Origin of the sequence: Streptomyces sp. NPDC048197, assembly GCF_043202395.1 — a bacterium.
GTDB classification, from domain to species: Bacteria; Actinomycetota; Actinomycetes; order Streptomycetales; family Streptomycetaceae; genus Streptomyces; species Streptomyces siderophoricus.
This window is the reverse complement of sequence record NZ_JBIDAJ010000002.1, coordinates 209,584-231,325: the sequence shown is the minus strand read 5'-3', so window position 1 is coordinate 231,325 and position 21,742 is coordinate 209,584. Positions and strand designations below refer to the sequence as shown.

Annotated in this window: 15 protein-coding genes; 11 read left to right on the top strand and 4 right to left on the bottom strand. The window is 73.1% G+C overall.

Annotation, left to right across the window (positions count from 1 at the left end; all coding sequences use genetic code 11):
* Positions 1-6: 6 nt before the first annotated feature.
* Positions 7-4,230: an amino acid adenylation domain-containing protein gene (locus ACGF4C_RS04140; RefSeq protein ID WP_393563080.1), complete on the bottom strand. Its 4,224-nt coding sequence runs from the start codon at positions 4,228-4,230 to the stop codon at positions 7-9.
* A 249-nt stretch (positions 4,231-4,479) separates the two neighbouring features.
* On the opposite strand from ACGF4C_RS04140, the gene ACGF4C_RS04135 reads away from it, so the two are divergent.
* The 3 genes from ACGF4C_RS04135 to hppD are packed head-to-tail and all read left to right on the top strand — an operon-like array spanning position 4,480 to position 8,972.
* Positions 4,480-7,674, top strand: a complete 3,195-nt coding sequence (locus tag ACGF4C_RS04135) for an amino acid adenylation domain-containing protein (RefSeq protein WP_393563078.1) — start codon at positions 4,480-4,482, stop codon at positions 7,672-7,674.
* Positions 7,671-7,895, top strand: coding sequence for an MbtH family protein (locus ACGF4C_RS04130; protein ID WP_393563077.1), 225 nt, complete (start codon positions 7,671-7,673; stop codon positions 7,893-7,895). Before ACGF4C_RS04135 ends, ACGF4C_RS04130 begins: the two co-directional genes overlap by 4 nt.
* A gap of 6 nt (positions 7,896-7,901) precedes the next feature.
* Positions 7,902-8,972, top strand: a complete 1,071-nt coding sequence (gene hppD, locus ACGF4C_RS04125; RefSeq protein WP_393563075.1) for a 4-hydroxyphenylpyruvate dioxygenase — start codon at positions 7,902-7,904, stop codon at positions 8,970-8,972.
* 39 nt (positions 8,973-9,011) lie between these two features.
* Here hppD and ACGF4C_RS04120 read toward each other — a convergent pair whose 3' ends face one another.
* Positions 9,012-10,040 (bottom strand): LuxR C-terminal-related transcriptional regulator, encoded by a 1,029-nt coding sequence (locus tag ACGF4C_RS04120; RefSeq protein WP_393563073.1) that lies wholly within the window; start codon positions 10,038-10,040, stop codon positions 9,012-9,014.
* Positions 10,041-10,149: 109 nt separating this feature from the next.
* On the opposite strand from ACGF4C_RS04120, the gene ACGF4C_RS04115 reads away from it, so the two are divergent.
* The 5 genes from ACGF4C_RS04115 to ACGF4C_RS04095 all read left to right on the top strand — a co-directional run bounded on the left by ACGF4C_RS04115 (position 10,150) and on the right by ACGF4C_RS04095 (position 14,932).
* Positions 10,150-10,332, top strand: coding sequence for a hypothetical protein (locus ACGF4C_RS04115; RefSeq protein ID WP_393563071.1), 183 nt, complete (start codon positions 10,150-10,152; stop codon positions 10,330-10,332).
* A gap of 113 nt (positions 10,333-10,445) precedes the next feature.
* Entirely contained in the window at positions 10,446-11,114 is a 669-nt protein-coding gene (locus tag ACGF4C_RS04110; RefSeq protein WP_393563069.1) for an LmbU family transcriptional regulator, read from the top strand.
* Between the two features lie 58 nt (positions 11,115-11,172).
* A complete protein-coding gene (locus ACGF4C_RS04105; RefSeq protein ID WP_393563068.1) occupies positions 11,173-12,198 on the top strand; it encodes a TauD/TfdA family dioxygenase in 1,026 nt (341 codons plus the stop codon).
* A 102-nt stretch (positions 12,199-12,300) separates the two neighbouring features.
* The gene (locus ACGF4C_RS04100) at positions 12,301-14,100 is read left to right on the top strand and encodes an amino acid adenylation domain-containing protein (protein ID WP_393563067.1); all 1,800 of its coding nucleotides are present in this window, start codon (positions 12,301-12,303) and stop codon (positions 14,098-14,100) included.
* 79 nt (positions 14,101-14,179) lie between these two features.
* Positions 14,180-14,932 carry a thioesterase II family protein gene (locus tag ACGF4C_RS04095; RefSeq protein ID WP_393563065.1) on the top strand — a complete coding sequence of 251 codons (753 nt, stop codon included), beginning with the start codon at positions 14,180-14,182 and terminating at the stop codon, positions 14,930-14,932.
* A gap of 44 nt (positions 14,933-14,976) precedes the next feature.
* Here ACGF4C_RS04095 and ACGF4C_RS04090 read toward each other — a convergent pair whose 3' ends face one another.
* Entirely contained in the window at positions 14,977-16,173 is a 1,197-nt protein-coding gene (locus ACGF4C_RS04090) for an MFS transporter (RefSeq protein WP_393563063.1), read from the bottom strand.
* A gap of 250 nt (positions 16,174-16,423) precedes the next feature.
* Between ACGF4C_RS04090 and ACGF4C_RS04085 the strand changes: the two genes are divergently transcribed.
* The 3 genes from ACGF4C_RS04085 to ACGF4C_RS04075 all read left to right on the top strand — a co-directional run bounded on the left by ACGF4C_RS04085 (position 16,424) and on the right by ACGF4C_RS04075 (position 21,156).
* Positions 16,424-18,370, top strand: coding sequence for a B12-binding domain-containing radical SAM protein (locus ACGF4C_RS04085; RefSeq protein WP_393563061.1), 1,947 nt, complete (start codon positions 16,424-16,426; stop codon positions 18,368-18,370).
* Positions 18,371-18,584: 214 nt separating this feature from the next.
* Positions 18,585-19,790 (top strand): cytochrome P450, encoded by a 1,206-nt coding sequence (locus ACGF4C_RS04080; protein ID WP_030412356.1) that lies wholly within the window; start codon positions 18,585-18,587, stop codon positions 19,788-19,790.
* 313 nt (positions 19,791-20,103) lie between these two features.
* Positions 20,104-21,156, top strand: coding sequence for a type III polyketide synthase (locus tag ACGF4C_RS04075; RefSeq protein ID WP_393563060.1), 1,053 nt, complete (start codon positions 20,104-20,106; stop codon positions 21,154-21,156).
* On the opposite strand, the gene ACGF4C_RS04070 is transcribed toward ACGF4C_RS04075, so the two are convergent.
* A complete protein-coding gene (locus tag ACGF4C_RS04070; protein ID WP_393563058.1) occupies positions 21,113-21,733 on the bottom strand; it encodes a PadR family transcriptional regulator in 621 nt (206 codons plus the stop codon). The genes ACGF4C_RS04075 and ACGF4C_RS04070 overlap by 44 nt on opposite strands.
* Positions 21,734-21,742 lie beyond the last annotated feature (9 nt).

The window sequence follows — 21,742 nt, the reverse complement described above, 5'->3', positions numbered from 1 at the left end:
CAGGGGTCAGGCCGGTGGGGCCGCCGCCTTGAGGGCGGCCTCGACGACGGGGCCGACCTCGGGCATGGCCGCGGCGGTGACGATGCCGGTGTGGTCGGCGCGGACGGCGACGGTGTCGACGCGGCCGTCGAGGAGCGGCTGCCAGGTTTCCGAGGCGGGGCCGGCGGGGTGATGGCCGGCCGCCGCGTCGAAGCAGAGCACGGGTCCGGAGTAGCGGCCCGGCCGGTGTTCGGCCAGGGCCCGGACGTTGTGCCGGGCGACCTCGACGAGCCGGCCGACGGTCCGTTCGTCGAGGGAGCCGAGGGCGCTGCCGGCGGTGCGCAGCGCCTCGTGCAGGGCGGCGGCCGGGGGCAGGCCGGTGCCGTCCGGTGCCTCGGCGGTGATGCCGTCCAGGGCGAGCGGCACCAGAGTGCGCGGGTCGAGGGTGGTGCCCCAGCCGAGGACATCGCCGGGGTAGGCGTCGAGGAGGACCAGCAGGGCGGGCGGTTCGCCCTGTGCCGCCAGGTCGGTGGCGATCTGCTGGGCGACCGTGCCGCCGAACGACCAGCCGGCGAGGACGTACGGGCCGTGCGGGCGCAGGGCGCGGATCCGGGCGAGGTAGCCGGTCGCGAGGTCGGCGACGGTGCGCGGGCCGGGGTTGCCGTCGGTGAGCCGGGGGTCCTGGAGGGCGTGCACCGGGTGGCCGGCCGGGACGTGCCGCAGCAGCGGGGCGTAGGCCCAGCTCAGGCCGTTGGCGGCGGGGATCAGGAAGACCGGGGGGAGGTCGCCGTCGGCGCGGAGGGTGAGCACCTCGCCGAGCTCGGTGCCGGTGCTGCCGGCGGCCGCGAGGGCGCTGAGTCCGGCCACGGTCGGGGCCCGGAAGAGGTCCTGGACGCCGAGTTCCACGCCGAGCACCGAGCGGATCCGGTGGACCAGGCGGGTGGCGAGCAGGGAGTGCCCGCCGAGTTCGAAGAAGCCGTCGTCGATGCCGACCGGGGGCAGGCCGAGGACTTCCCCGAAGAGGCGGCACAGTACGACCTCGCGGGGGCCGCGCGGGGCCCGGCCGTGGGGGGCCGCGGCGAACCGCGGGGCGGGCAGCGCACGGCGGTCGAGTTTGCCGTGGGGCGTCAGCGGGAGGGCGTCGAGGGTGAGGAGCGCGGCGGGCACCATGTAGTCGGGCAGCCGGGCGGCCAGTTGGGCACGGAGGGCGGCGGGGTCGGGGGCGGGGGCGTCCGGTTCGGGCACGACGTAGCCGGCCAGCAATTTCTCGCCGGCGGGGTCGGTGCGGACGGTGACGGTGGCCTGGCGGACGCCGGGGAGGGCGGCGAGCGCCGTCTCGACCTCGGCCGGTTCGATCCGGTAGCCGCGGATCTTGACCTGGTCGTCGGCGCGGCCGAGGAAGAACAGCCGGCCGCGGGTGTCCCGGCGGACGAGGTCGCCGGTGCGGTACATCCGCTCGCCGGGGGCGCCGTAGGGGCAGGCCACGAAGCGTTCGGCGGTCAGTGCGGCGCGGCCGGTGTAGCCGCGGGCCAGGCCCGCGCCGGCCAGGTAGAGCTCGCCCACGACGCCGGCGGGGACCGGGCGGAGCGCCTCGTCCAGGACGTGGGCCCGGGTGTTGTCCATCGGGCGGCCCAACGGGACGGTGCCGTCGGCGCGTTCGCCGGGCTGCCAGGACGTCTGGGTGACGCACAGGGTGGTCTCGGTCGGGCCGTACAGGGCGCGGACGGCGGTGTCGGGGCAGGCGGCCAGGACCCGGGCGACGGCCTGTCCGGACACCGCGTCGCCGCCGGTCAGCACCTCGCGTACGGGCGCGAAGCAGTGCGCGTGGTCCTCGGCGACGGTGCGGAACAGCCCGGCGGTCAGATGGACGTGAGTGATCTGGTGGCGGGTGATCAGCCGGGTCAGGGCCGGTCCGTCGAGTGCGCCCGGGGGTGCGACGACCACGCAGCCGCCGTTGAGGAGCGTCACCCAGATCTCGTAGGTGGCGGCGTCGAAGGCGTGCGGGGCGTGGAAGAGCACCCGGTCGCCGGGGCCGAGGCCCCAGCAGGAGTCGCGGGCCAGGTCGAGGACGCCCTGGTGGGTGGTGCCGATGCCCTTCGGCTCGCCGGTCGAGCCGGAGGTGTACATCACGTAGGCGAGGTGGTCGGGGTGGACGGCGGGCGGTGCGGCGGGCCGGCCGCGGTCCGTGGTGGGGCGGGCGCCGGGGGTCAGGACGGTGTGGCCGGTGGCCACCGGGTGGTCCCGGTGCGCGGGGTCCGCGAGCAGCACCGGACTGCCGGCCTCCGCCAGGGCCGCCCGGAGGCGGGCTTCCGGGTGGTCGGGGTGCAGCGGCAGGTAGGCGGCGCCGGCCTTGAGGACGGCGAGCTGGGCCACCAGGAGGTCGGCGGACCGCTCCATGAGCAGCGGGACGGCGGTGTCGGGGGCCACTCCGGCACGGACCAGGTGCCGCGCCAACTGCTCGGCGCGGTGGGCGAGTTCGGCGTAGGTCAGCGCGGTGTCGCCGTGGACCACGGCGGGGGCGTCGGGTGCGGCGGCGGCCCGGGCGTCGAAGGCCCCGACGACGGTGCCGGGTGCGGACGGCCGGACGGTGCCCTGCCAGTCGCGGCCGACCTGCTCGTGTTCGGTGGCGGAGAGCAGGTCGAGGGCGCCGATGTGCGCCTGTGGGTCGGCCGCGGCCCGGTCGAGCAGCCGGAGCAGCCGCTCGCCCAGGGCCTGGGCGGTGGGCTCGTCGAAGAGGGCGGTGCTGTAGGTGAGGGAGAGTTCCAGCAGGTCCTGGTCGGGCCGCTCGTCGAAGGCGAACTCCAGGTCGAACTTGGCGCCCTGGGCCTGCGCGCGGTCCGTGACGCAGGTCGCGCCGGCCAGTTCCAGCCCGAGGTCGCCGCCGTACGCCCAGGACAGCATCACCTGGAACAGCGGGTGCCGGGAGAGCGAGCGGGGTGGCTGGAGTTCCTCGACGAGCCGGTCGAAGGGCACGTCCTGGTGGCTGAAGGCCGCGAGGTCGGTGTCCCGTACCCGGGCCAGCAGGTCGTCGAAGGTGGGGTCGCCGGAGGTGTCGGTGCGCAGCACCAGCGTGTTGACGAAGAAGCCGATCAGTTCGTCGAGGGTGTCGTCGGTGCGACCGGACACGACGGTGCCCAGCGGGATGTCGGTGCCCGCGCCCATCCGGGTCAGCAGGGCGGCCAACGCGGCCTGGGTCACCATGAGTTCGGTGGCGTGGCCGGTGCGGGCGAGGTGCCGGATGCCGGCGCGGGTGGCGGCGTCGACGGGGAGGCGCAGGGTGCCGTGGGCGGTGCCGGCCGTCGCCGGGCGGGGGCGGTCGGCGGGCAGCGGCAGTTCCTCGGGCAGGTCGCGCAGGGCGGTGCGCCAGTGGGCCAGTCCGCGGGCGACCGGGGAGCCGGGCACGGACTCCTCGTCGAGTGCGGCGCGCTGCCACAACGCGAAGTCGGCGTACTGGACGGGCAGTGGCTGCAGGTCGGGGGCCCGGCCGTGCAGCCGGGCGGCGTACGCGGTGGACAGGTCGCGGCCGAGCCGGCTCACCGACCAGCCGTCGCAGGCGATGTGATGCAGTGCGAGGACGAGCACCCACCGGTCCGGCGCGGTCCGCAACAGCTCGGCGTGCAGCGGGATTTCGGCGGTGAGGTCGAAGACGTGGGCGCTCGCGGCGGCCACCGCAGCGGGCAGGGTGTCCGGGGTGCGGTCGGTCACCGGCAGGTCGATGCGCACCTCGTCGGCGGGCAGCACCCGCTGGGTCGGCTCGCCGTCCCGCTCGCCGTAAAGGGTGCGCAGTGCCTCGTGGCGGGTGACGACGTCGCCGAGTGCGGCGGCCAGTGCGCGGTGGTCGAGGGTGCCGGTGATCCGGGTGACGACCGGGATGTTGTAGGTGGCGCCGGGGCCGGCGAGGCGGTCGAGGAACCACAGGCCGCGCTGGCCGGAGGAGAGCGGTACGGGGTCCGGGCGGGGCGTCACCCGGGTCACGGGGTGGTGCACGGGGTCGTCGGCGGCGAGGTGGGCGGCGAGCTTGGCGACCGTCTGGGCGCCGAACAGCGCCCGCACCCCGATCTTGATGCCGAGCACCGCCCGGATCCGGTTGATCAGCCGGACGGCGAGCATCGAGGTCCCGCCGCGGGCGAAGAAGTTGTCGTCGGCCATGATGTCGGGGGCGTCGAGGATCTCGGCGAACAGACCCCGGAGGATCTCCTCGCGCGCGCCGCGCGGACCGTGCGGGGCGGCGCCGGTGCCGTCCAGTGTCATCGGGAAGACCTCATCCCATTGCGCTCTTCCGGAATTGCAAAAGGAATGTGTGGAAAGGCGATGCGGCGGTCATTCAACCGGCCGCGGGGAATCCGCACAAGCAAGGTCCGGTGTCCCGCCGGCGGGACACCGAGGGTTCCTTGACACCCCTTCCGGCACCGACCTACGTTGCCGAGCGCCGTCGCCGGACCGCGGTGGAAGCCGAATGCCGATCCGGGTCAACTCATCCGTGCCGAAAGGGGATTCGGCTTGCCGGAAGCGCCGAGCACCATCACATCGGTATTCGCCGCCCGGGTGGGCGAGAAGAAGGACGCGCCCGCGGTCGGGGGCGGCGGCGGTGCCGCGCTGTCCTACGGTGCGCTCGACGAACGCAGTGACGCCCTCGCCCGCGCGCTGGCCGGCTGCGGCGTCCGGCCCGAGGACCGCATCGGCATCCTGATGGAGCGCGGCCCGGACGTCGTGGTCGCCCTGCTCGGCACGCTGAAGGCCGGTGGCGCCTACGCCCCGCTGGACGTCCGCTCCCCCGCCGCCCGGCTGCGGACGGTGCTCGGCGAGTGCGGTACCCGCCTGGTGCTGGTGGACACCGCGGAGCGGGCCGCGGCGCTGCGCGCGAGCTGCGCCGAGGACCCCACCGGCGCGCTCGCCGGGGTGGCGGTCCGGGTCGTCGGGGAGCTGCTGGACCGCGCGCCGGCGGACGCCGTGGCGCCGCCGCCGCCGGTGCTGCCGCAGCAACTCGCCTATGTCATCCACACCTCGGGCTCGACCGGCCGCCCGAAGGGCGTGGCCATCAGCCACCGGGACGTGGTGGAGTTCGCGGCCGACGGCTGCTGGGCGGGTATCGACGCGCGGGTGCTGCTGCAGTCGCCGCTGGAGTTCGACGCGTCGGTGTACCAGATCCTGGTGCCGCTGCTGCGCGGCGGGACGGTGGTCGTCGCGCCGCCGGGGCGGCTGGATCCGGCCACGCTGGTGCGGACCCTCGCCGCGGAGCGGATCACCTCCACGTTCATCACCCCGTCGATGTTCAACCTGATGACGGAGGAGTCCCCGGACGCCTTCGGGCACGGCTGCCAGGTGTGGATGGGCGGCGAGGTGGCCTCGCCCAGCGCGGTCGCGCGGACGCTTGTGGCCTCCGGCCCGGGGTCGGTGGTCAATGTGTACGGGCCGACCGAGGTGACCGTCTTCGCCACCCGGCACCTGGTCACGGAGGTGGGCGACGGGCCGGTCCCGATCGGCACGGCGCTGGCCGGCGTGCGCACCCATGTGCTGGACGAGCGGCTGCGGCCGGTCGGCCCGGGCGAGGTGGGTGAGCTCTATCTCGCCGGGCGGGGCGTGGCCCGGGGCTACTGGGGGCGGCCGGAGCTGACCGCCGGCCGGTTCGTGGCGGACCCGTTCGCGCGGGACGGCAGCCGGATGTACCGCACCGGTGATCTGGTGCGGTGCCGCGCGGACGGGCTGCTGGAGTACTTCGGCCGCGAGGACAACCAGATCAAACTGCGCGGATTCCGCATCGAGCTCGGGGAGATCGAGCACCAGCTGACCCGCCGTGACGACGTCGCCCGGGCGGCGGTCGTTCCGCTGCCCGACCACCACGGTGGCAAGAACCTGGTCGGGTACGTCGTCCCGGCCGCGCCGGCCACCGCCGCGACCGTCGGGGAGGACTGGCCGGCCCGGCTGCTGGACGCGCTGCGGCTGGCCCTGCCCGGGCACATGGTCCCCGCCGCCTGTGTGGTGGTGGACCGGCTGCCGCTGACCAACAACGGCAAGCTGGATGTGCGGGCGCTGCCGGCGCCGGTGTTCGAGGGTGCCGGGCGGGCCCCGCGCAACGAGACCGAGCGGCTGCTGTGCCGGGTCTTCGCGGACGTGCTGGGCGTGGACCGGGTCGGCATCGACGACAGCTTCTTCGCGCTGGGCGGGCACTCGCTGACCGCGACCCGCGCGGCGGCGGGCATCGGGGCCGCGCTCGGCGTCCGGCCGGGCCTGGAGGACCTGTTCGCGGCGCCGACGGTCGCCGGGCTGGCGGCGCGGCTGGAGCACCGCAAGGAGGCCGGGCCGGCGGCCCGGGTCCCGCTGGTGCCCGCCCCGCGCGCGGGCCGCGCCGAACTGTCGCCCGCGCAGCGGCGGTTGTGGCTGCTCTACCAGCTGATGGGGGACGCCGATCCGGGCTACCACATCCCGCTGGTGCTCCGGCTGCCCGGCCCGGTGGACACCGATGCGCTGCGCGCCGCGCTGACCGATGTGACGGCCCGTCATGAAAGTCTGCGGACGGTCTTCCCCGCCGACGGCGAGACCTCCTACCAGATGGTCCTCGACCCGGCCGACGCCCGGCCGGGACTGACCGTCACCGACTGCCGGCCGGCCGAGGTGGACGGGCTGCTGTCCCGCGCCGTCCGCGCCCCGTTCGACCTGGAATGCGAGCTGCCGCTGCGCTCGGTGCTGTTCCGCACCGGCGAGGAGAACGTACTGCTCGTGGTCTTGCACCACATCGCCGCCGACGGCTGGTCCTTCACCCCGCTCTTCCGCGATCTGTCCCGGGCGTACGCCGCCCGGCGCGCGGGCACGGTGCCCGATTTTCCCCCGCTGCCGGTCCAGTACCGGGACTACGCCGCCTGGCAGCACCAAGTCCTCGGCGACCGCGACGATCCGGACAGCCCGCTCGCGCAGGCGCTGGCCCACTGGCGTGCCGCGCTGGCCGGGATCCCGCAGTGCACGCCGCTGCCCGGTGACCGGCCGCGCCCGGAGGTGGCCGGCGGCGCGGGCGACGTGGTGGAGTTCGTGATCCCCGCGGAGTTGCGCCGGGCGCTGGACGAGCTGGCCCGGACCAGCGGCTGCACGCTGTTCGTGGTGCTGCAGGCCGCGCTGGCCGGGCTGCTGACCCGGCTGGGCGGTGGTGAGGACATCGTGGTGGGGGCCCCGACCGCGGGCCGCGCGGACGAGGCGCTGGACGATCTCGTGGGCTTCTTCGTGAACACCGTCGTGCTGCGCACCGACACCTCCGGCGATCCGTCGTTCGGCGAGCTGCTGCACCGGGTGCGGCAGGCGTGGATCCCCGCCTACGCCCATCAGGACGTCCCGTTCGACCTGCTGGTGGAGGCGGTCAACCCGCCGCGGAGCCTGGCCCACCACCCGGTGTTCCAGATCGCGTTCGGGCTGCTGAACACCGCCGGGTCGGCGCTGGTGCTGGACGGCACCGCCCATGAGTGGCGGCTGGCCGGCTCCGGCGCGGCCCGCTTCGACCTGGCCTTCGACCTGGTGAGCCGGACGGCGCCGGACGGTGCGCCGGGTGCGCTGGACGTCAGCCTGGAATACGCGACCGAGTTGTTCGACCGTGCCACCGTGCAGCGGCTGGCGGACCGTTACGTCCGGCTGCTGCGCGAGGTGGCCGCCGATCCCGACCGGCGGCTCGGCGCACTCCCCCTCGATCCTCCTGAAAGGTCATCGTCATGAATCCCTTCGACGACACGGACGGTACGTTCAAGGTCCTGGTCAACGCCGAGGGCCAGTACTCCCTGTGGCCGGCGTTCGCCGAGGTCCCGGAAGGCTGGGAGGTGCGGCTGGACGACCGCGGGCGGGCGGAGTGCACCGCGTACATCGAGGAGCACTGGACGGATCTGCGGCCGGCCTCCCTGGTGGCGGCGATGGCCGCGGCGCAGGACGGCAGGGGCTGACCCGGGATGTCCGCGACGACCTCGGTCCCCGCCGGACCGCTCCGTCAACTCCGCCTCGATCACCTGGGTTTCGCGGTCGGTGACCTGGCAGCGGCCGCGGAGCCGTTCACCGCGTGCTACGGCTTCGGCGTCCTGGACCGCTTTCCCACCGCCTCGGGTGCCCCGGGGGACGGGGTCCGTACGGTGGCGGTGGGTGCCGGCGGCATCCGGCTGGTGCTGACCGCCGCGCAGGACGCCGGGCATCCGGCCGCCCGGTACGTCGCGCGCCACGGCGACGGGGTCCGGGACATCGCGCTCGGGACCCCGGACGCCGCGGCCGCGTTCGCCGAGGCGGTGCGGCGGGGCGCCGAACCGGTGGCCGGTCCGGCCGAGCGGGACGGGGTGGTCACCGCCTCGATCGCCGGCTTCGGGGACGTGGTGCACACCTTCGTGCAGCGGCCGGGACCGGCCGCCGGTGTCCCCGGCCCGGCGGCCACCGGGCTGCACGGGATCGACCACCTGGCGGTGTGTCTGGAGCCGGGGCGGCTGGGACCGACCGTCGAGTACTACGAACGGGCGCTGGGCTTCGCCGCGGTGTTCACCGAGCGCATCGTCGTCGGCGCGCAGGCGATGGACTCGATCGTGGTGCAGAACGACGCCGGGAGCGTCACGCTGACCTTGATCGAGCCGGACACCGGCCGCGCGCCGGGCCAGATCGACCGGTTCCTCGCCTCCCACGGCGGCGCCGGCGTGCAGCACGTCGCGTTCGCGTCGGACGACATCGTGCGCTCGGTGGGACTGCTGGCGGCGCGCGGCATCGGCTTCCTGGACACCCCCGGCACCTATTACGACCTGATCCCGGGCCGGCTGACGCTCTCCCGGCATTCCGTCGACGAGCTGCGGGACCTGAACGTGCTCGCCGACCAGGACCAGGACGGCCAGCTGCTGCAGATCTTCACCCGGTCCGGGCACCCGCGCGGCACGCTGTTCTTCGAGGTCATCGAGCGGCTCGGCGCCCGGACCTTCGGCAGCGGCAACATCAAGGCGCTGTACGAGGCGGTGGAGTTGCAGGAGAACCGGTCGGACGCGACCCGGTGAGGAGGCCTGGTGCGCCCGTCCGGTCGGCGTCCGGGCCGGTCAGAAGGTCCGTTCCGGCGGAGGGCCGCCGGGCGGCTCCGGCAGCCACAGCAGACCGGAGGTGGCCAGCAGATAGCCGAGCTGGGCGCGGCTGTTGCTGCCCAGCTGCCGGGACACCCGGCTGATGTGCTTGGCCACGCTGCGGCGGCTCATGCCCATCCGCCGGGCGATGGAGTCGTCGGTCTCGCCGGACACCACGGCCTGCAGGATGGCCCGCTGGACGTCGGAGGTGATCAGCGGGGAGCGGGCCGGTACGCCGCCCGGTCCTACCGGCACCGAACGGGACCAGGCGCTGTCGAAGAGCGCGACGAGGAAGCGGAGCAGGGCGGGGTGCCGGATCTGCAGGGCGCTGTCGCTGCGCTCCTCGGTGGTGGGGATGAAGGCCACCTGCCGGTCGCAGATGATCATCCGCTCGAACACCTCGACCAGGGTGTGCACTTCGGCCCCGGCGGCGGTGACCTTCTCGATGTAGGCCAGGGTGGGTGCGTGCGAGCGGACGGTGTGCTGGTAGACGGTCCGCTGCCGGACGCCGCGTTCGAGCATCCGCAGGTCCCGGTCGAGCGCCTCGCTCAGCAGGTGTTCCGGGCGTCCGCCGCCCGGCTGGGTGGTCAGCAGTTCCTCGCGGCAGCCGCTCACGGCGGCTTCCAGGGCGTTGCTGATGACCGTGGCGCCGTTGAGGACGGTGAGCGTGGGCTGTTCCCGTTTCCTGGCGTCGTCGTAGGTCCGGGTGAAGACGGAGAGGGTGGCCTGGACGGAGCGGTAGGTGCGCTGCTGGTCGGCGATCGCCTCTTCTATGGGGCGCAGCGCGGCGATCGCCGCGGCCTCGGGCGGGACGGGGGTGGTGGCGCCGGGTGTCCGTGGATCGTCGGTGACGAGACCGAGTGCGCGCAGGCACGGCGGGGCGGTCTCGCGGCCCGCCGTTCCGTCACGGAGAATGCGCCGGTAGTAGCTCAGCGCATCGCCGCATACCCGACCTGAGGGTAATTCACCCCCATTGCACCGACATCGACCCAGTTCTTCATCGTTCACAACTATGCAGGTTACATTTGTGCACCCCGTCCGCAGTCCAATGATCTTGGCGGGCCGAAGAGGATAAGCGGCGCCAGCCACATCCTTGGCCGCACAATGGGGGACCACGATGCCTCGCATCCTGCGCGTTTTCACCATCGCCGCCGTCCTGGCCACCGCCGTCGGATATGGAATTGACCATTCCGCTCCGTCCGTCGAGCGCGCGGGCCACCTCACCTCCGACGCCTCCGGCGTCGTCCTCGGCGACTCGGCCTGGGGCCGCGTTCCCGCCCCGCACACCGGGCCGTTCTGAGCGCCCCGGGCCGAGCATTTTCCGACGGGCGGCCGTCGCACCCGGACCGCAGGCACGGTCCGGCCGGTGCGCGGAACCCGTCCGGTTCGCAGCGACCGCACCGAGGAGAAGCTTTGAGCACATCGTCCGCAGCCCTGGGCACCGCTCCGCGCGCCGGGTCGGGCAAGGAAATCACCGGACTCCCCGCCGTACCGCCCCGGCAGACCACGCCGGAGGACGCCGCACGGGGGGTCTTCGTCACCCGCGTCGGCCTCCAGATACCGGCCGCGGTCAGCTACGACACCTGGAAGAGCGCGGGCCGGCGGATCTCGGCCGTCGCCAACTCGTCGGCCTGGTGCCTGGGCGACTGGCTGATCTACGGCCAGTGGCGCTACACCGACCGCTACCGCAGGGCGGTCGACGCGGTCGGCCTCGACTACCAGACCCTGCGCAACTACGCCTGGGTGGCCAGGCGGTTCGAGGTGTCCCGCCGGCGGGACAGCCTCAGCTTCCACCACCACGCGGAGGTGGCGTCGCTGCCGCCCCATGAGCAAGACTACTGGCTCAACCGGGCCGAGGAACTGGGCTGGTCGCGCAATCAATTACGGGCGAACGTCCGGGCCGCCCGGGAAACCGGACCGTCCGCCACCCGCAAAACCGCATCCGTCGGAATTCAGCTCACCCCGGAACGCATCGCCCGGTACCGCGCAGCCGCGGAACGCAGCGACAGCAGCCTGGAAACCTGGATGGTGGACCGGCTGGACCTCGCGGCCAACAATGCGCTCGGCAGTTACAGCGGCTGACCTGACGGTGCCCCCGGAATGCCGTACCCGAAAAGGCGCTGAGTGAAAGGTGCTGAACGTGCGTCCTGCAAACCTGCCGGATTCCCGGTCGCTCGCCTGGGAACTCGCCCCGGGAAAGCCCGCCCTGGCCCGGATACCCGGCCTGGCGGACATGGCCGCGGCCCGTGCCTGGCTCGCCGCCGCCCGCCCGGAACTGACCCGGGCGCTGCACACCCACGGGGCCGTCTACCTGCGCGGCCTGCCCCTGACGGAGGTCGGTGATGTCGCCGCGGTCCGCGACGTGCTCATCCCCGAGTCCACGCCGTACCGCGAAAAGGCCACCCCGCGCAGCGACTTCGGCCAGGGCGTCTACTCGTCCACCGACCTGCCGGCGTCCCAGCGCATCCACATGCACAACGAGAACAGCTACACCCTGACCTTCCCCGGCCTGCTGCTGTTCGCCTGCCTGAGCGCGCCCGAGGAGGGCGGCGCCACCCCGGTCGCCGACTGCCGCAAGGTGCTGGCCGGCATCCCCGCGCCCCTGGTGGCGAAGATGCGGCAGACCGGCTGGCTGCTCCGCCGCAGCTACTCCGACCACATCTCCACCGACTGGCGCAGCGCGTTCGGCTCCGACGACCGGGCGGCGGTGGAGCGTTACTGCGCGGACAACCTGATCGCGCACGCCTGGCAGGAGGACGGCAACCTGCGCACCGGCCAGGTGCGGCCCGGCGTCCTTACCCACCCGGTGACCGGGGACGAGGTCTGGTTCAACCACCTGGTCTTCTGGAACGAGTGGTCGCTGGACGAGGAACTGCGGGAGATCCTGCTCGACGAGTTCGGACCGGACGGACTGCCCTTCCGTACGGCCTTCGGCGACGGCAGCCCGCTGACCCAGGAGGACCTGGCGGCCGTCCAGGCGGCGTACGACGCGGCGACGGTCCGGGAGCCCTGGCAGCCGGGCGATCTGCTGCTGGTCGACAACATCCTCACCGCGCACGGCCGCGACCCGTTCCGCGGCGACCGCCGGATCGCGGTGTCGATGGGCGCGCCGGTCGAACTGGCCGACTGCCGGCCCACCGTGCCGCCGGCCGCCGCGTTCGGCTGACCGGCCGCCGCACGGCCCGCCGGACCGCGCTCCCCTCCCTCTCCTTACTCCCTTCACCTCCCTCTCCGCGGGACGCCCCCGCGCGGCACAAGGAGTCTGTTCATGGCTGACGTCCGTCCGGAGCCGGTCGACGCCGTCCGGCGCTTCGCCCGGGTGGTGCGGGACCACCCGGAGCGGATCGCGGTACGGGACGGCGAGGGCTCCCTGACCTTCGCCGAACTCGACCGCCGCACCGCCCGGTTGGCCCGCGCGCTGACCGTCCGCGGCGTCGGCCGCGGCGCCCGGGTCGGCGTGGCTCTGCCCCGTACGGCCCGGCTCGTCGTGGCGCTGCTGGCGGTGTGGCGGGCGGGTGCCGCGTACGTACCGCTCGATCCGCACTATCCGCGGGAGCGGCTCGCGTTCATGGCCCGGGACGCCGGCATCGCGGCACTGCTCGCCGAGGCGGACGGCCCGCTCGGGACGGCGGCCGGGGCCTTGGTCCTCGATCCGGACGTCCCGGGCGAGGCGCCTGCGCCGGAGGGCGGCCTTCCCGCGGATCCGGCGGACAGCACTCCGCTCGACCCCGCCTACCTGATCTACACCTCCGGTTCGACCGGCCGCCCCAAGGGCGTGGAGGCGTCCCGCGGCGGGGTGGCCGCCCTGTTGGCGGGGCTGGAGGAGGCCGGTGCCTACGCGGCTGCGCCCCGGGTGGTCGCCTGGAACGCCAGCGTGTCCTTCGACGCGTCGGTGCAGCAGTGGGCCCGGGTCTGCCGGGGCGACACCGTGGTCGTGCTCACCGAGGAGGACCGCAAGGACCCGGCCCGGCTGGCCGCCGTGCTCGATGCGCACGCGGTCACCGACCTCGATCTCACCCCGTCCCACTGGGAGTTGCTACGCGGGACGCTGACCGCGCCGCGGACCGACGGGCGGACGCTGCGGCTGTTCATGGGCGGCGAGCCGGTGCCGGCACGGACCTGGCGGGAGCTCGCGGAGGCGGCCGGTGCGGGCGGCCCGGAAGCCCTGAACCTCTACGGCCCGACCGAATGCACGGTCGACGCCACGGCCACCTGGATGACCGGCGGCACCCCGCACCTCGGGGACGCCCTCCCGGGCGGCCGGCTGTACGTGCTCGACGAGGCGCTGCGCCCGGTGCCCGAGGGCGCCGAGGGCGAGCTGTACGTCGCGGGGCCGCGGTTGGCCCACGGCTACGCCGGCCGCCCGGCGCTGACCGCGGAGCGGTTCGTCGCCGATCCGTTCGGCGGCCCCGGCGAGCGGATGTACCGCACCGGCGACCGGGTCCGGCGGACCGCCGAGGGCCTGCTCGCCTTCCTGGGCCGGGCCGACCGCCAGCTGAAGTTCCGCGGCTTCCGGATCGAGCCGGGCGAGATCGAGCACGCGCTGGTCTCGTACGAGGGCGTCGGCAGCGCCGCCGTCGTGGTCCGCGACGACGGGCCGGCCGGTGAGCGGCTGGTGGCGTACGCGGTGCCGGCCGGCGGGGCGGCGCCCGACCCCGCCCGGCTGCGGGACCATCTCGCCTCGGTACTGCCGGACTTCATGGTGCCGTCGGACTGTGTACTGCTCGACGCGCTGCCGCTGACGGCCAACGGGAAGCTGGACGTGGCCGCGCTGCCGGCGCCGCCGGACGGCCCGGCGGCGGACCCGGCGTCCGCCGAGCCGGACGGCCCCTACGAGAAGCTGATCGCCGAGGTCTGGTCCGAGGTGCTGGGCCGGCAGCGGGTCGGCGCGGACGACGACTTCTTCGCGCTGGGCGGGCACTCGCTGATGGCGCTGCGGGTCGTGGGGCGGCTCAAGCGGAACCTCGGCCTGGTGATCTCGGTCAAGGAGGTCTACCGCCACCCGCGGCTGCGGGACCTCGCCCAGCACGTCCAGCGCCACCACGACGCCTCCGCACCGGCCGGCTGAGCCGCCGCCGCCCCGCCCGTCCGGGTACGGCCGGACACCGCCGAGCAGCGCTTCCGCTTCCCGAGAAGAGAGACGACCCATGCAGGACACCATCGTGGTCCGCCCCCAGCCGGTCCCGGACGCCGCGCAGCGGCTGGTCTGCCTCGGCTTCTGCGGCGGCGGGGCCGGCTCGTACCTCGCCTGGACCGAGGCGATGCCGCCCGGCACGGAGCTGGCGGCGGTCTGCTATCCGGGGCGGGAGGGCCGGTTCGCCGAGGACTGCGCCCTGGACTGGGACGAGCTGGCCGAGGACGCGGTCACCGCGGTGCTGTCCGCCGCCGGACTGCCCTATGTGCTCTTCGGGCACAGCATGGGCGGCTGGATGGCCTTCGACGTCGCGGCACGGATCGAGGAGCGCGGCGGGCCGGCCCCGGCGGCGGTCGTGGTGTCCTCGGCCAACGCGCCCAGCCGGGGGCTCACCCCGCAGGACATGTTCCCGGCGCAGCACCAGTCGGACGGTGAACTCATGGACTGGATGCGGGAGTTCGGGCTGCTTCCGGGGCACGTGCTGGGCGACCCGGACCTGTGCGAGATCGCCGTGGAACTGATGCGGGCCGACCTGCGGGTGCGCGACTCCTTCTACCACCGGGCGGGCGCGACGGTGCGGGCACCGCTGCAGGTGCTGACCGGGGCGGTCGACGAGGTGATCGATCCGCGGACGGCGCAGCAGTGGCGGAAGCTGGCGGCCGGCCCGTTCCGCCACGACGAGCTGCCGGGCGGGCACTTCTACACCCCCGAGGTGTGGCAGACCCTGCCGTCCCGGATCGCCGCGCTGGGGACACCGGCGGCCTGACGGCCCGGGCGGGGGCGGGGACGGTGGGGGCGGTGGTGCGGGCCTCAGCGCTCGGCCGGTGCGAACTCCCCGGCCCGGACCAGCCGGAGTTCACCGGCCGCGGCGGCCGCGGTGAGGACGAGGGTGAGCAGCACCCCGGCGAGGATCGCGGTGCTGGGCGTGGCCAGCCCCAGCACCGCTCCGGAGAGCGAGGCGCTGGCGGCGTATCCGGCGCCGACCACGGAGTACATCATCGAGTAGCCCGCGGCCAGGGCACTCGGCGGCAGTACGGCACGCAGCCCGAGCGCCCGGGTCACCTGCAGTCCGGCCTGGAACAGCCCGGCCAGGCACAGGGCCGCCGCGATGACGCCGAGCAGCGGGACCACCCCGGCGGCGGCCACACACGCGGCGACGGCGAGCAGCAGGACCAGGCTCTGGGTGCCGAGGCGGCCGGGCCAGCTGCGCAGCCCGTACAGCAGCGACCCGGCCGCGGAGGCGAGGGCGTACCCGGCCAGCAGCGGACCGGACCAGCCGACCGCGAGGTGGCGCTGTTCCAGCAGGGCGGGCAGGACGAGTTCGGCCAGCGCGAGCAGCGACATGGCCGCGGCGCCCGACACGTAGACCGGCCAGGCCGCGGCGAGGGTGCGCAGCATCGGGACGCCGGCGCGGTCGGCGGGGTCCGATCGCCAGCCGGGCGGCAGCGCCCACAGTCCGGCGACGGACAGCGCCATCAGGCCCGCCGCCAGCAGCAACGGGGCGAACGGGGCCACCCCGAAGGCCAGGCCGCCGGCCGCGGCGGGCGCGACGGCCCAGACCGCGTACGACAGGGTGGCCTCCGCGCTGAGCGCCTTGGTGACCAGGCCGGGGTCGACGTGCTCGGTCAGCAGGGTGCGCAGACCGCCCGGGGACGCGCCCGGGGCGGCCCCGGCGACGAGGGCGAACGCGCCGAGCAGGAGGTCGGGGGCGCCGGGCAGCAGTCCCAGGCCGGCGAACGCCGCGGCGCCCGCGCCGAGTCCGCCCGCGAGGTGCCGCCGGGCCCGGTCGGGCCGCAGTCTCGCCCCGAGCAGCGCGGCGCCGATAACCTCACCCACCACGTAGACAGCCGCGAGTTCGGCGCCCAGCACATATCCGCCGGGCCGTTCCCGGACCAGGAAGACGAGCGCCAGCGGGGCCATCGCCACCGGCATGCGCGCCGCGGCGGCGACCCCGGCCCAGCTCAGCACGTGCCGGGTCAGGAGCGCGCGATAGGTGTGGGCTGCCATCCCCGGACTGTAGGGCGGGCCGGAAATGGCGGACAAGGCGGAAGGGCGCCGCCCGCCCATAAAGAACCGGTCGGCCGGGCCGTACCGCGAAAGTCTTGCTCCCCCTCGGGGGAACGGCATTACGTTTCTCCCTCGCGCGCCCCGGCACACCGGCCGGCCTTCCCCTTACCGCTCCAGGCCCGGCGCACCGAGTGCTCCGAGAACTCCTTCAGCTTCTTCCTCCGAGTTGACCACCGATCAGGAGTTACGCATGCTCATACGCCAGACGGTCGTTCACGATGACTTCCGCACCGCCGCGGACATGGCTGCGGATTCCGCCCGGGAATTGACGCTGCTGCGCGAGTCGCGGATCGCCGAACTGGTCGCGCGGGCGGACTGCGCCGGGCCCGCCGAGGTGCCCTGGCACGCCCGGAGTTTTCCGGTGCTCGCGGCGCTCGCCCCGGTCATGACGTCACCGGAAGGCGAAATCACCTATCCGGGCGACCCGATGTGCCTTTATGCGGCATTGAGCGTTCCGGTCGACAGTGCGTTGCGTTCCGCCCGGCAAGGCGCCGGAACGGACGTCCCGTTCAGCGACCTCTGCCCCAGCTGGGGAAAGCCGCCGTCGAAAGTGCACCGGCTGAGCGCGGAACACGGACTGCCGTCGCAGCGTGCGAGTACCGGGACGTCCGACGCCACGGTCTTCGACCCGCGGGTGTGGGACGCGGAGGCCCGGGCGGAATTGCGGGCCGAACTCCGCCGGCACCGGCCGCGGGTGTTCCTCGTCAGCACGGTCTCCCCCGGACACCGGTACGCCCTGGAAATGGCGCGCATCGTCAAGCAGGAACTGCCGGACTGCCTGGTGGTGTTCGGCGGGCGCCACATGGACGAGACGATGCGGTACGCCCCGGCGAAGCGGTCCGTCGTTCTGGAATACAGCTCGACCCTCCGGGCCATCGACGACCGGCGGGCGGAGGCGGTGGTGGACTTCTGCGTCAGCGGTGAGGGGCAGTTCGCCCTCGACCTGCTGATGAAGGCGATCGCCCTGGCCATGGACCTGGACCGGACCCGGGCCACGGTCGGTGATGTGGTCCGGATCCTGCGGCTCTTCGGCGCCGCCGGCATCCGGGTGCCGGGCAATTCCCTGGTGTGCGCGCTGGATCTGGACACCGTGCACGCCTTTCCGGTAGCCGGCGAAAAGCTCGATTTGGCCGCGCTCCCCTCCCCCTATCAGGGCTTCGCCATCCGCTCCCGTTTCCCGGTCTTTCCCCTGCCGGACGGTTCGCCGGCCCGTACCGCCCATATGACGGTGTCCAACGCGTGCCCGTACCACTGTGATTTCTGTTCCGAATCGGCGCTGGTGGTCGGCGGTCTGAAGCGGTTCCGGGGTTCGCCGGCCGAGACCGCGCTGGAGCGGCTCTGCGAATACGTCAGCTACGGTGCCGAGGCGGTCTTCTTCGACGACTCGATTTTCTGGACCGGTTCGTTCCCCCTGATGCGGGAATTCTGCGCCCTGCTGCAGGCGGCCCGTACCGCCGCGGGACCGGAGAAACTGCCCGAGGGCTGCCGGCGGTGGATCGTCGACGAGGGCGACTGGCGGCGGCTGCGGCAGCTGCAGTTCGGCTGCCAGGTCACCGCCGACCTGCTCACCACCCTGCACAAGGAGGACGAGGTGCGCGACCTGCTGGTGGCGCTGCGCGACGCCGGCTGCACCTACCTCTACATGGGCATCGAAAGCATGTCGACGGACGTCATGCAACATGTGCACAAGAACATCCGGCGGATCACCGACTTCCCGTGGAAGGCGAAGGTCCGTACGGCCCTGGAGCGCATCCGGGACGCCGGCATCCCGGTCGGCAGCTCGGTGCTGTTCGGCCTGGAGGGCGAGACCCGCAAGACCATCGAGGAGACCGTCTACGAGGTCGGCCGGCTGGTGGACGACGGGCTGATCATGCTGGCCAGCCCCAACATCCTCACCTACCACCCGGCCACCAAGATCACCCGGGCGCACGGCATGCACGACCGGCTCGACTACCACTCCCCCGACATCGAGAACCGGCCGCCGTACATCTTCTTCGAGGAGGCGTTCCCCGGTGTCGTCTCCCGGCGCCTGACCGAGGACGACATCTGGTTCATCCACGAGCAGACCGCTACCCGCTGGGGCGCCATCCGCAATTCCGCGGAACCCGAGGTCAGGAAGGTGGAGGCGGCCGGCTGAGGGGGTATCGCACCGTTACCGGCCGCCGCTCCCCGTCACCCGTTCGGACGAACGCGGAAAGGGACCGGCGCGAGACCCCGCTCGGCCTTGGGGGACGGCGGCCAGGGGCCTGCTCCCGCCGTCCCCGCACCCCCGGCAGCCGGGCCGACCCGCCGCGCCGCTTCTACGCTGATCGAGATGTCAAGGCCTGTCTCCGCCATTCCTGGAGGTCAGCATGGAGCCCGACTCCACCGTCTGGAACTGTCCCTTCGACTACGCCGAGGCCCTGGAGTTCGATCCGACGCTCAAGCGCCTGCTGACCGAGGAACCGGTCGCCCGCATCCAGCTGCCGCACGGCGAGGGCTGGGCCTGGCTCGTCACGCGTTACGAGGATGTGCGGACCGTGACGACCGACCGGCGCTTCAGCCGCCATGCGGTCGTCGGCCGCGACTTCCCGCGGATGACGCCCGAGCCGATCGTCCAGGACGAGGCGATCAACGTGATGGACCCGCCCGCCAGCAGCCGGCTGCGGAGCCTGGTGTCCAAGGCGTTCGCACCGCGGCACGTCGAGCGGATGCGGGAACGCACCCACCACGTCGTCGACGACCTGCTGACGCGGATGGCGGAGCACGGTCCACCGGCCGACCTGATGGAGCACCTCGCGGGGCCGCTGCCCCTGATCACGATCTGCGAGGTCCTCGACATCCCCGAGGGCGACCAGGCGCAACTGCGCGCCCACGCCCGGACGATGATGAACCTCCGCGTCGACAACAAGGACAACGCCGTCCGGTCCAAGGCCGAGATGCGGGAGTACTTCCGCAAGCTGACCGCCGAGCGGCGCCGGAACCCGGGCGACGACCTGATCAGCGTGCTGGCGACGGCCCGCGACGGGGACGAGATGCTCGGCGAGCAGGAACTCACCGTGATGGCCATGGTCCTGCTCATCACCGGCCAGGACACCACCACCTACGAGATCGCCAACCTCTCCTGCCTGATGCTCTCGCGGCCGGAGGTGCTGGCAAGGGTGCGCTCCCGGCCCGATCTGCTGCCGCAGGCGATCCAGGAGATGCTGCGCTTCATCCCGTTCCGCAAGGGCGTGGGCATCCCGCGCGTCGCCCTTGAGGACGTGGAGCTGAGCGGGGTGACCATCCGGGCCGGCGACATCGTGCATGTCTCGTATCTGACGGCCAACCGGGACGGCAGCAGGTTCGACCGGCCCGACGAGCTGGACCTCGACCGTGAGGGCCCGAACCACATGACGTTCGGCTGGGGCGGGCACCACTGCCTGGGCGCCCCGCTCGCCATCACGGAGCTGGAGGTCGCGCTCGGCTCGCTGCTGGAGCGCTTCCCCGAGCTGGCGCTGGCGAAGCCGCCCGAGGAAATCCGCTGGAACCAGAATTCCATCTGGCGCTATCCGCTGGAATTGCCGGTGGTGTGGTGAGTCCGGCAGAGGTGCCGACGGGTGCCGGGTACCGGCCGCAACATGCGGAGATCAATCACCCGGCGTACCGTATCTAACTCGAACGGCTCGGCCGCAAAAAGGCCGTTCCGCCTACTCCGAAAACACGGGGAGATCGGGAGAGTTCCTATCGGACGAGTTCATTCTTCGACGACTGGCCCGCTCGCATCCTCCCAAGAGTCCGGACATACCGGCGGCCGGCTGAATTCCTGAAACCGGCGGCCGGTGCGGCTCCACACTGCAGAGCAGGAACTGCACCGGGCGGACCACAGTTCTGCTGCAAGGAGTGCATCCCATGGCGGTACTGTGCAAACCGGCAATCGCCGTCCCCGAATACGTCATCACCCAGGACGAAACCCTCGAACTGGCCAAGCGGCTGCACAAGGACCACGCGCAGCTGCGACTGGTACTCCGGCTGATCGAGCACACCGGTGTGCTCACCCGGCGGCTGATCCAGCCGATCGACAAGGTGCTCAAACACCCCGGGCTGGACGCCCGCAGCACCGTCTACGAACAGGAATCCAAGGCCCGGGTACCCTCCGTGGTGCGCCAGGCCCTGGACGAGGCGGAACTGGAGCCGCAGCAGATCGACTTGATCGTCTACGTCTCCTGCACCGGCTTCATGATGCCGTCCCTCACCGCCTGGCTCATCAACACCATGGGCTTCCGGACGGACACCCGGCAGATGCCGATCGCACAACTCGGCTGCGCCGCGGGCGGTGCCGCGATCAACCGCGCACACGACTTCTGCACGGCGTATCCCGACGCCAATGTCCTGGTGGTCGCCTGTGAATTCTGCTCGCTGTGCTACCAGCCCACGGACCTCGGCGTCGGATCGCTGCTGTCGAACGGATTGTTCGGCGACGCGATAGCCGCCGCCGTGGTCCGGGGGCGCGGCGGCACCGGCATTTCCCTGGAGCGCAACGGCTCGTACCTCATTCCGCACACCGAGGACTGGATTTCCTACGCGGTGCGCTCGACGGGATTCCATTTCCAGCTGGACAAGCGGGTTCCGGGCACCATGGAACCGCTCGCCCCGGCCCTGCGCGAACTTGCGCAGCAGCACGAATGGGACGCCGGAAAGCTGGACTTCTATCTCGTCCATGCGGGCGGTCCGCGCATTCTGGACGACCTCAGCCGCTTCCTCGACGTCCCGCCGGAAGCCTTCCGCTTCAGCCGTGCCACGCTCACCGAGTACGGCAACATCGCCAGCGCGGTCGTCCTCGACGCCCTGGCCCGGATGTTCGACGAGGGCTGTGCGGGCGACGGTCACCGCGGTCTGCTCGCGGGCTTCGGCCCGGGCATCACCGCCGAGATCGCGCTGGGGAGCTGGACGACGGACTCGTAGTGTCCGTCGCCGCGTCCCGGGCCGGGTGCCGGCGCGCACGGAGGATCTCCGCGCTGCGCCGGCACCAGTCCCGGTTCTCCCGCTCGAACGCGAGGCCGCGCAGACAGGTCAGGTAGGGGCCGATCCGTTCGCCGTGGCGCAGGAATTCCGCTTCGTCGCGGTCCCCGCGCATCTGCCGCAACAGCCCGCCGAACAGCTCGATCTTGGCCTCGGCGAACCTCTCGCGCTCCGCCAGCCGCGCGATCAGCAGGTCGGCGTCGAGGTGGTCGGCGGCCTGGATCTTGACCAGCAGGTCGTCGCGGATGAAGGAGGGCTTGGCGGTGTCGGCCGCGAACTGCTCCAGCGCGGCGAGCCCGTCCGCGGTGACCCGGTACAGCCGCTTGTTCGGCCGAGCGGCCTGGGCCACCTCCCGCCCGGTGACCAGCCCTTCCTTCTCCAGCCGGGTCAGCTCGGCGTACAGCTGCTGGGGCAGCGCGTGCCAGAAGTTCGCCACGCCCAGATCGAAGGCCTTGGCCAGCTGGTAGCCGCTGAGTTCCTCGTCCAGCAGCGCCGCGAGGACGGCATGCCGGAGCGCCATGCGCCGCCC

Excerpts from the sequence above, each read along its gene's own strand:
- ACGF4C_RS04140 (WP_393563080.1), bottom strand. The coding sequence starts at position 4,230 with ATGACACTGGACGGCACCGGCGCCGCCCCGCACGGTCCGCGCGGCGCG.
- ACGF4C_RS04130 (WP_393563077.1), top strand. The coding sequence starts at position 7,671 with ATGAATCCCTTCGACGACACGGACGGTACGTTCAAGGTCCTGGTCAAC.
- hppD (WP_393563075.1), top strand. The coding sequence starts at position 7,902 with ATGTCCGCGACGACCTCGGTCCCCGCCGGACCGCTCCGTCAACTCCGC.
- ACGF4C_RS04115 (WP_393563071.1), top strand. The coding sequence starts at position 10,150 with ATGCCTCGCATCCTGCGCGTTTTCACCATCGCCGCCGTCCTGGCCACC.
- ACGF4C_RS04100 (WP_393563067.1), top strand. The coding sequence starts at position 12,301 with ATGGCTGACGTCCGTCCGGAGCCGGTCGACGCCGTCCGGCGCTTCGCC.
- ACGF4C_RS04095 (WP_393563065.1), top strand. The coding sequence starts at position 14,180 with ATGCAGGACACCATCGTGGTCCGCCCCCAGCCGGTCCCGGACGCCGCG.
- ACGF4C_RS04090 (WP_393563063.1), bottom strand. The coding sequence starts at position 16,173 with ATGGCAGCCCACACCTATCGCGCGCTCCTGACCCGGCACGTGCTGAGC.
- ACGF4C_RS04085 (WP_393563061.1), top strand. The coding sequence starts at position 16,424 with ATGCTCATACGCCAGACGGTCGTTCACGATGACTTCCGCACCGCCGCG.
- ACGF4C_RS04080 (WP_030412356.1), top strand. The coding sequence starts at position 18,585 with ATGGAGCCCGACTCCACCGTCTGGAACTGTCCCTTCGACTACGCCGAG.
- ACGF4C_RS04075 (WP_393563060.1), top strand. The coding sequence starts at position 20,104 with ATGGCGGTACTGTGCAAACCGGCAATCGCCGTCCCCGAATACGTCATC.
- ACGF4C_RS04070 (WP_393563058.1), bottom strand. The coding sequence starts at position 21,733 with ATGGCGCTCCGGCATGCCGTCCTCGCGGCGCTGCTGGACGAGGAACTC.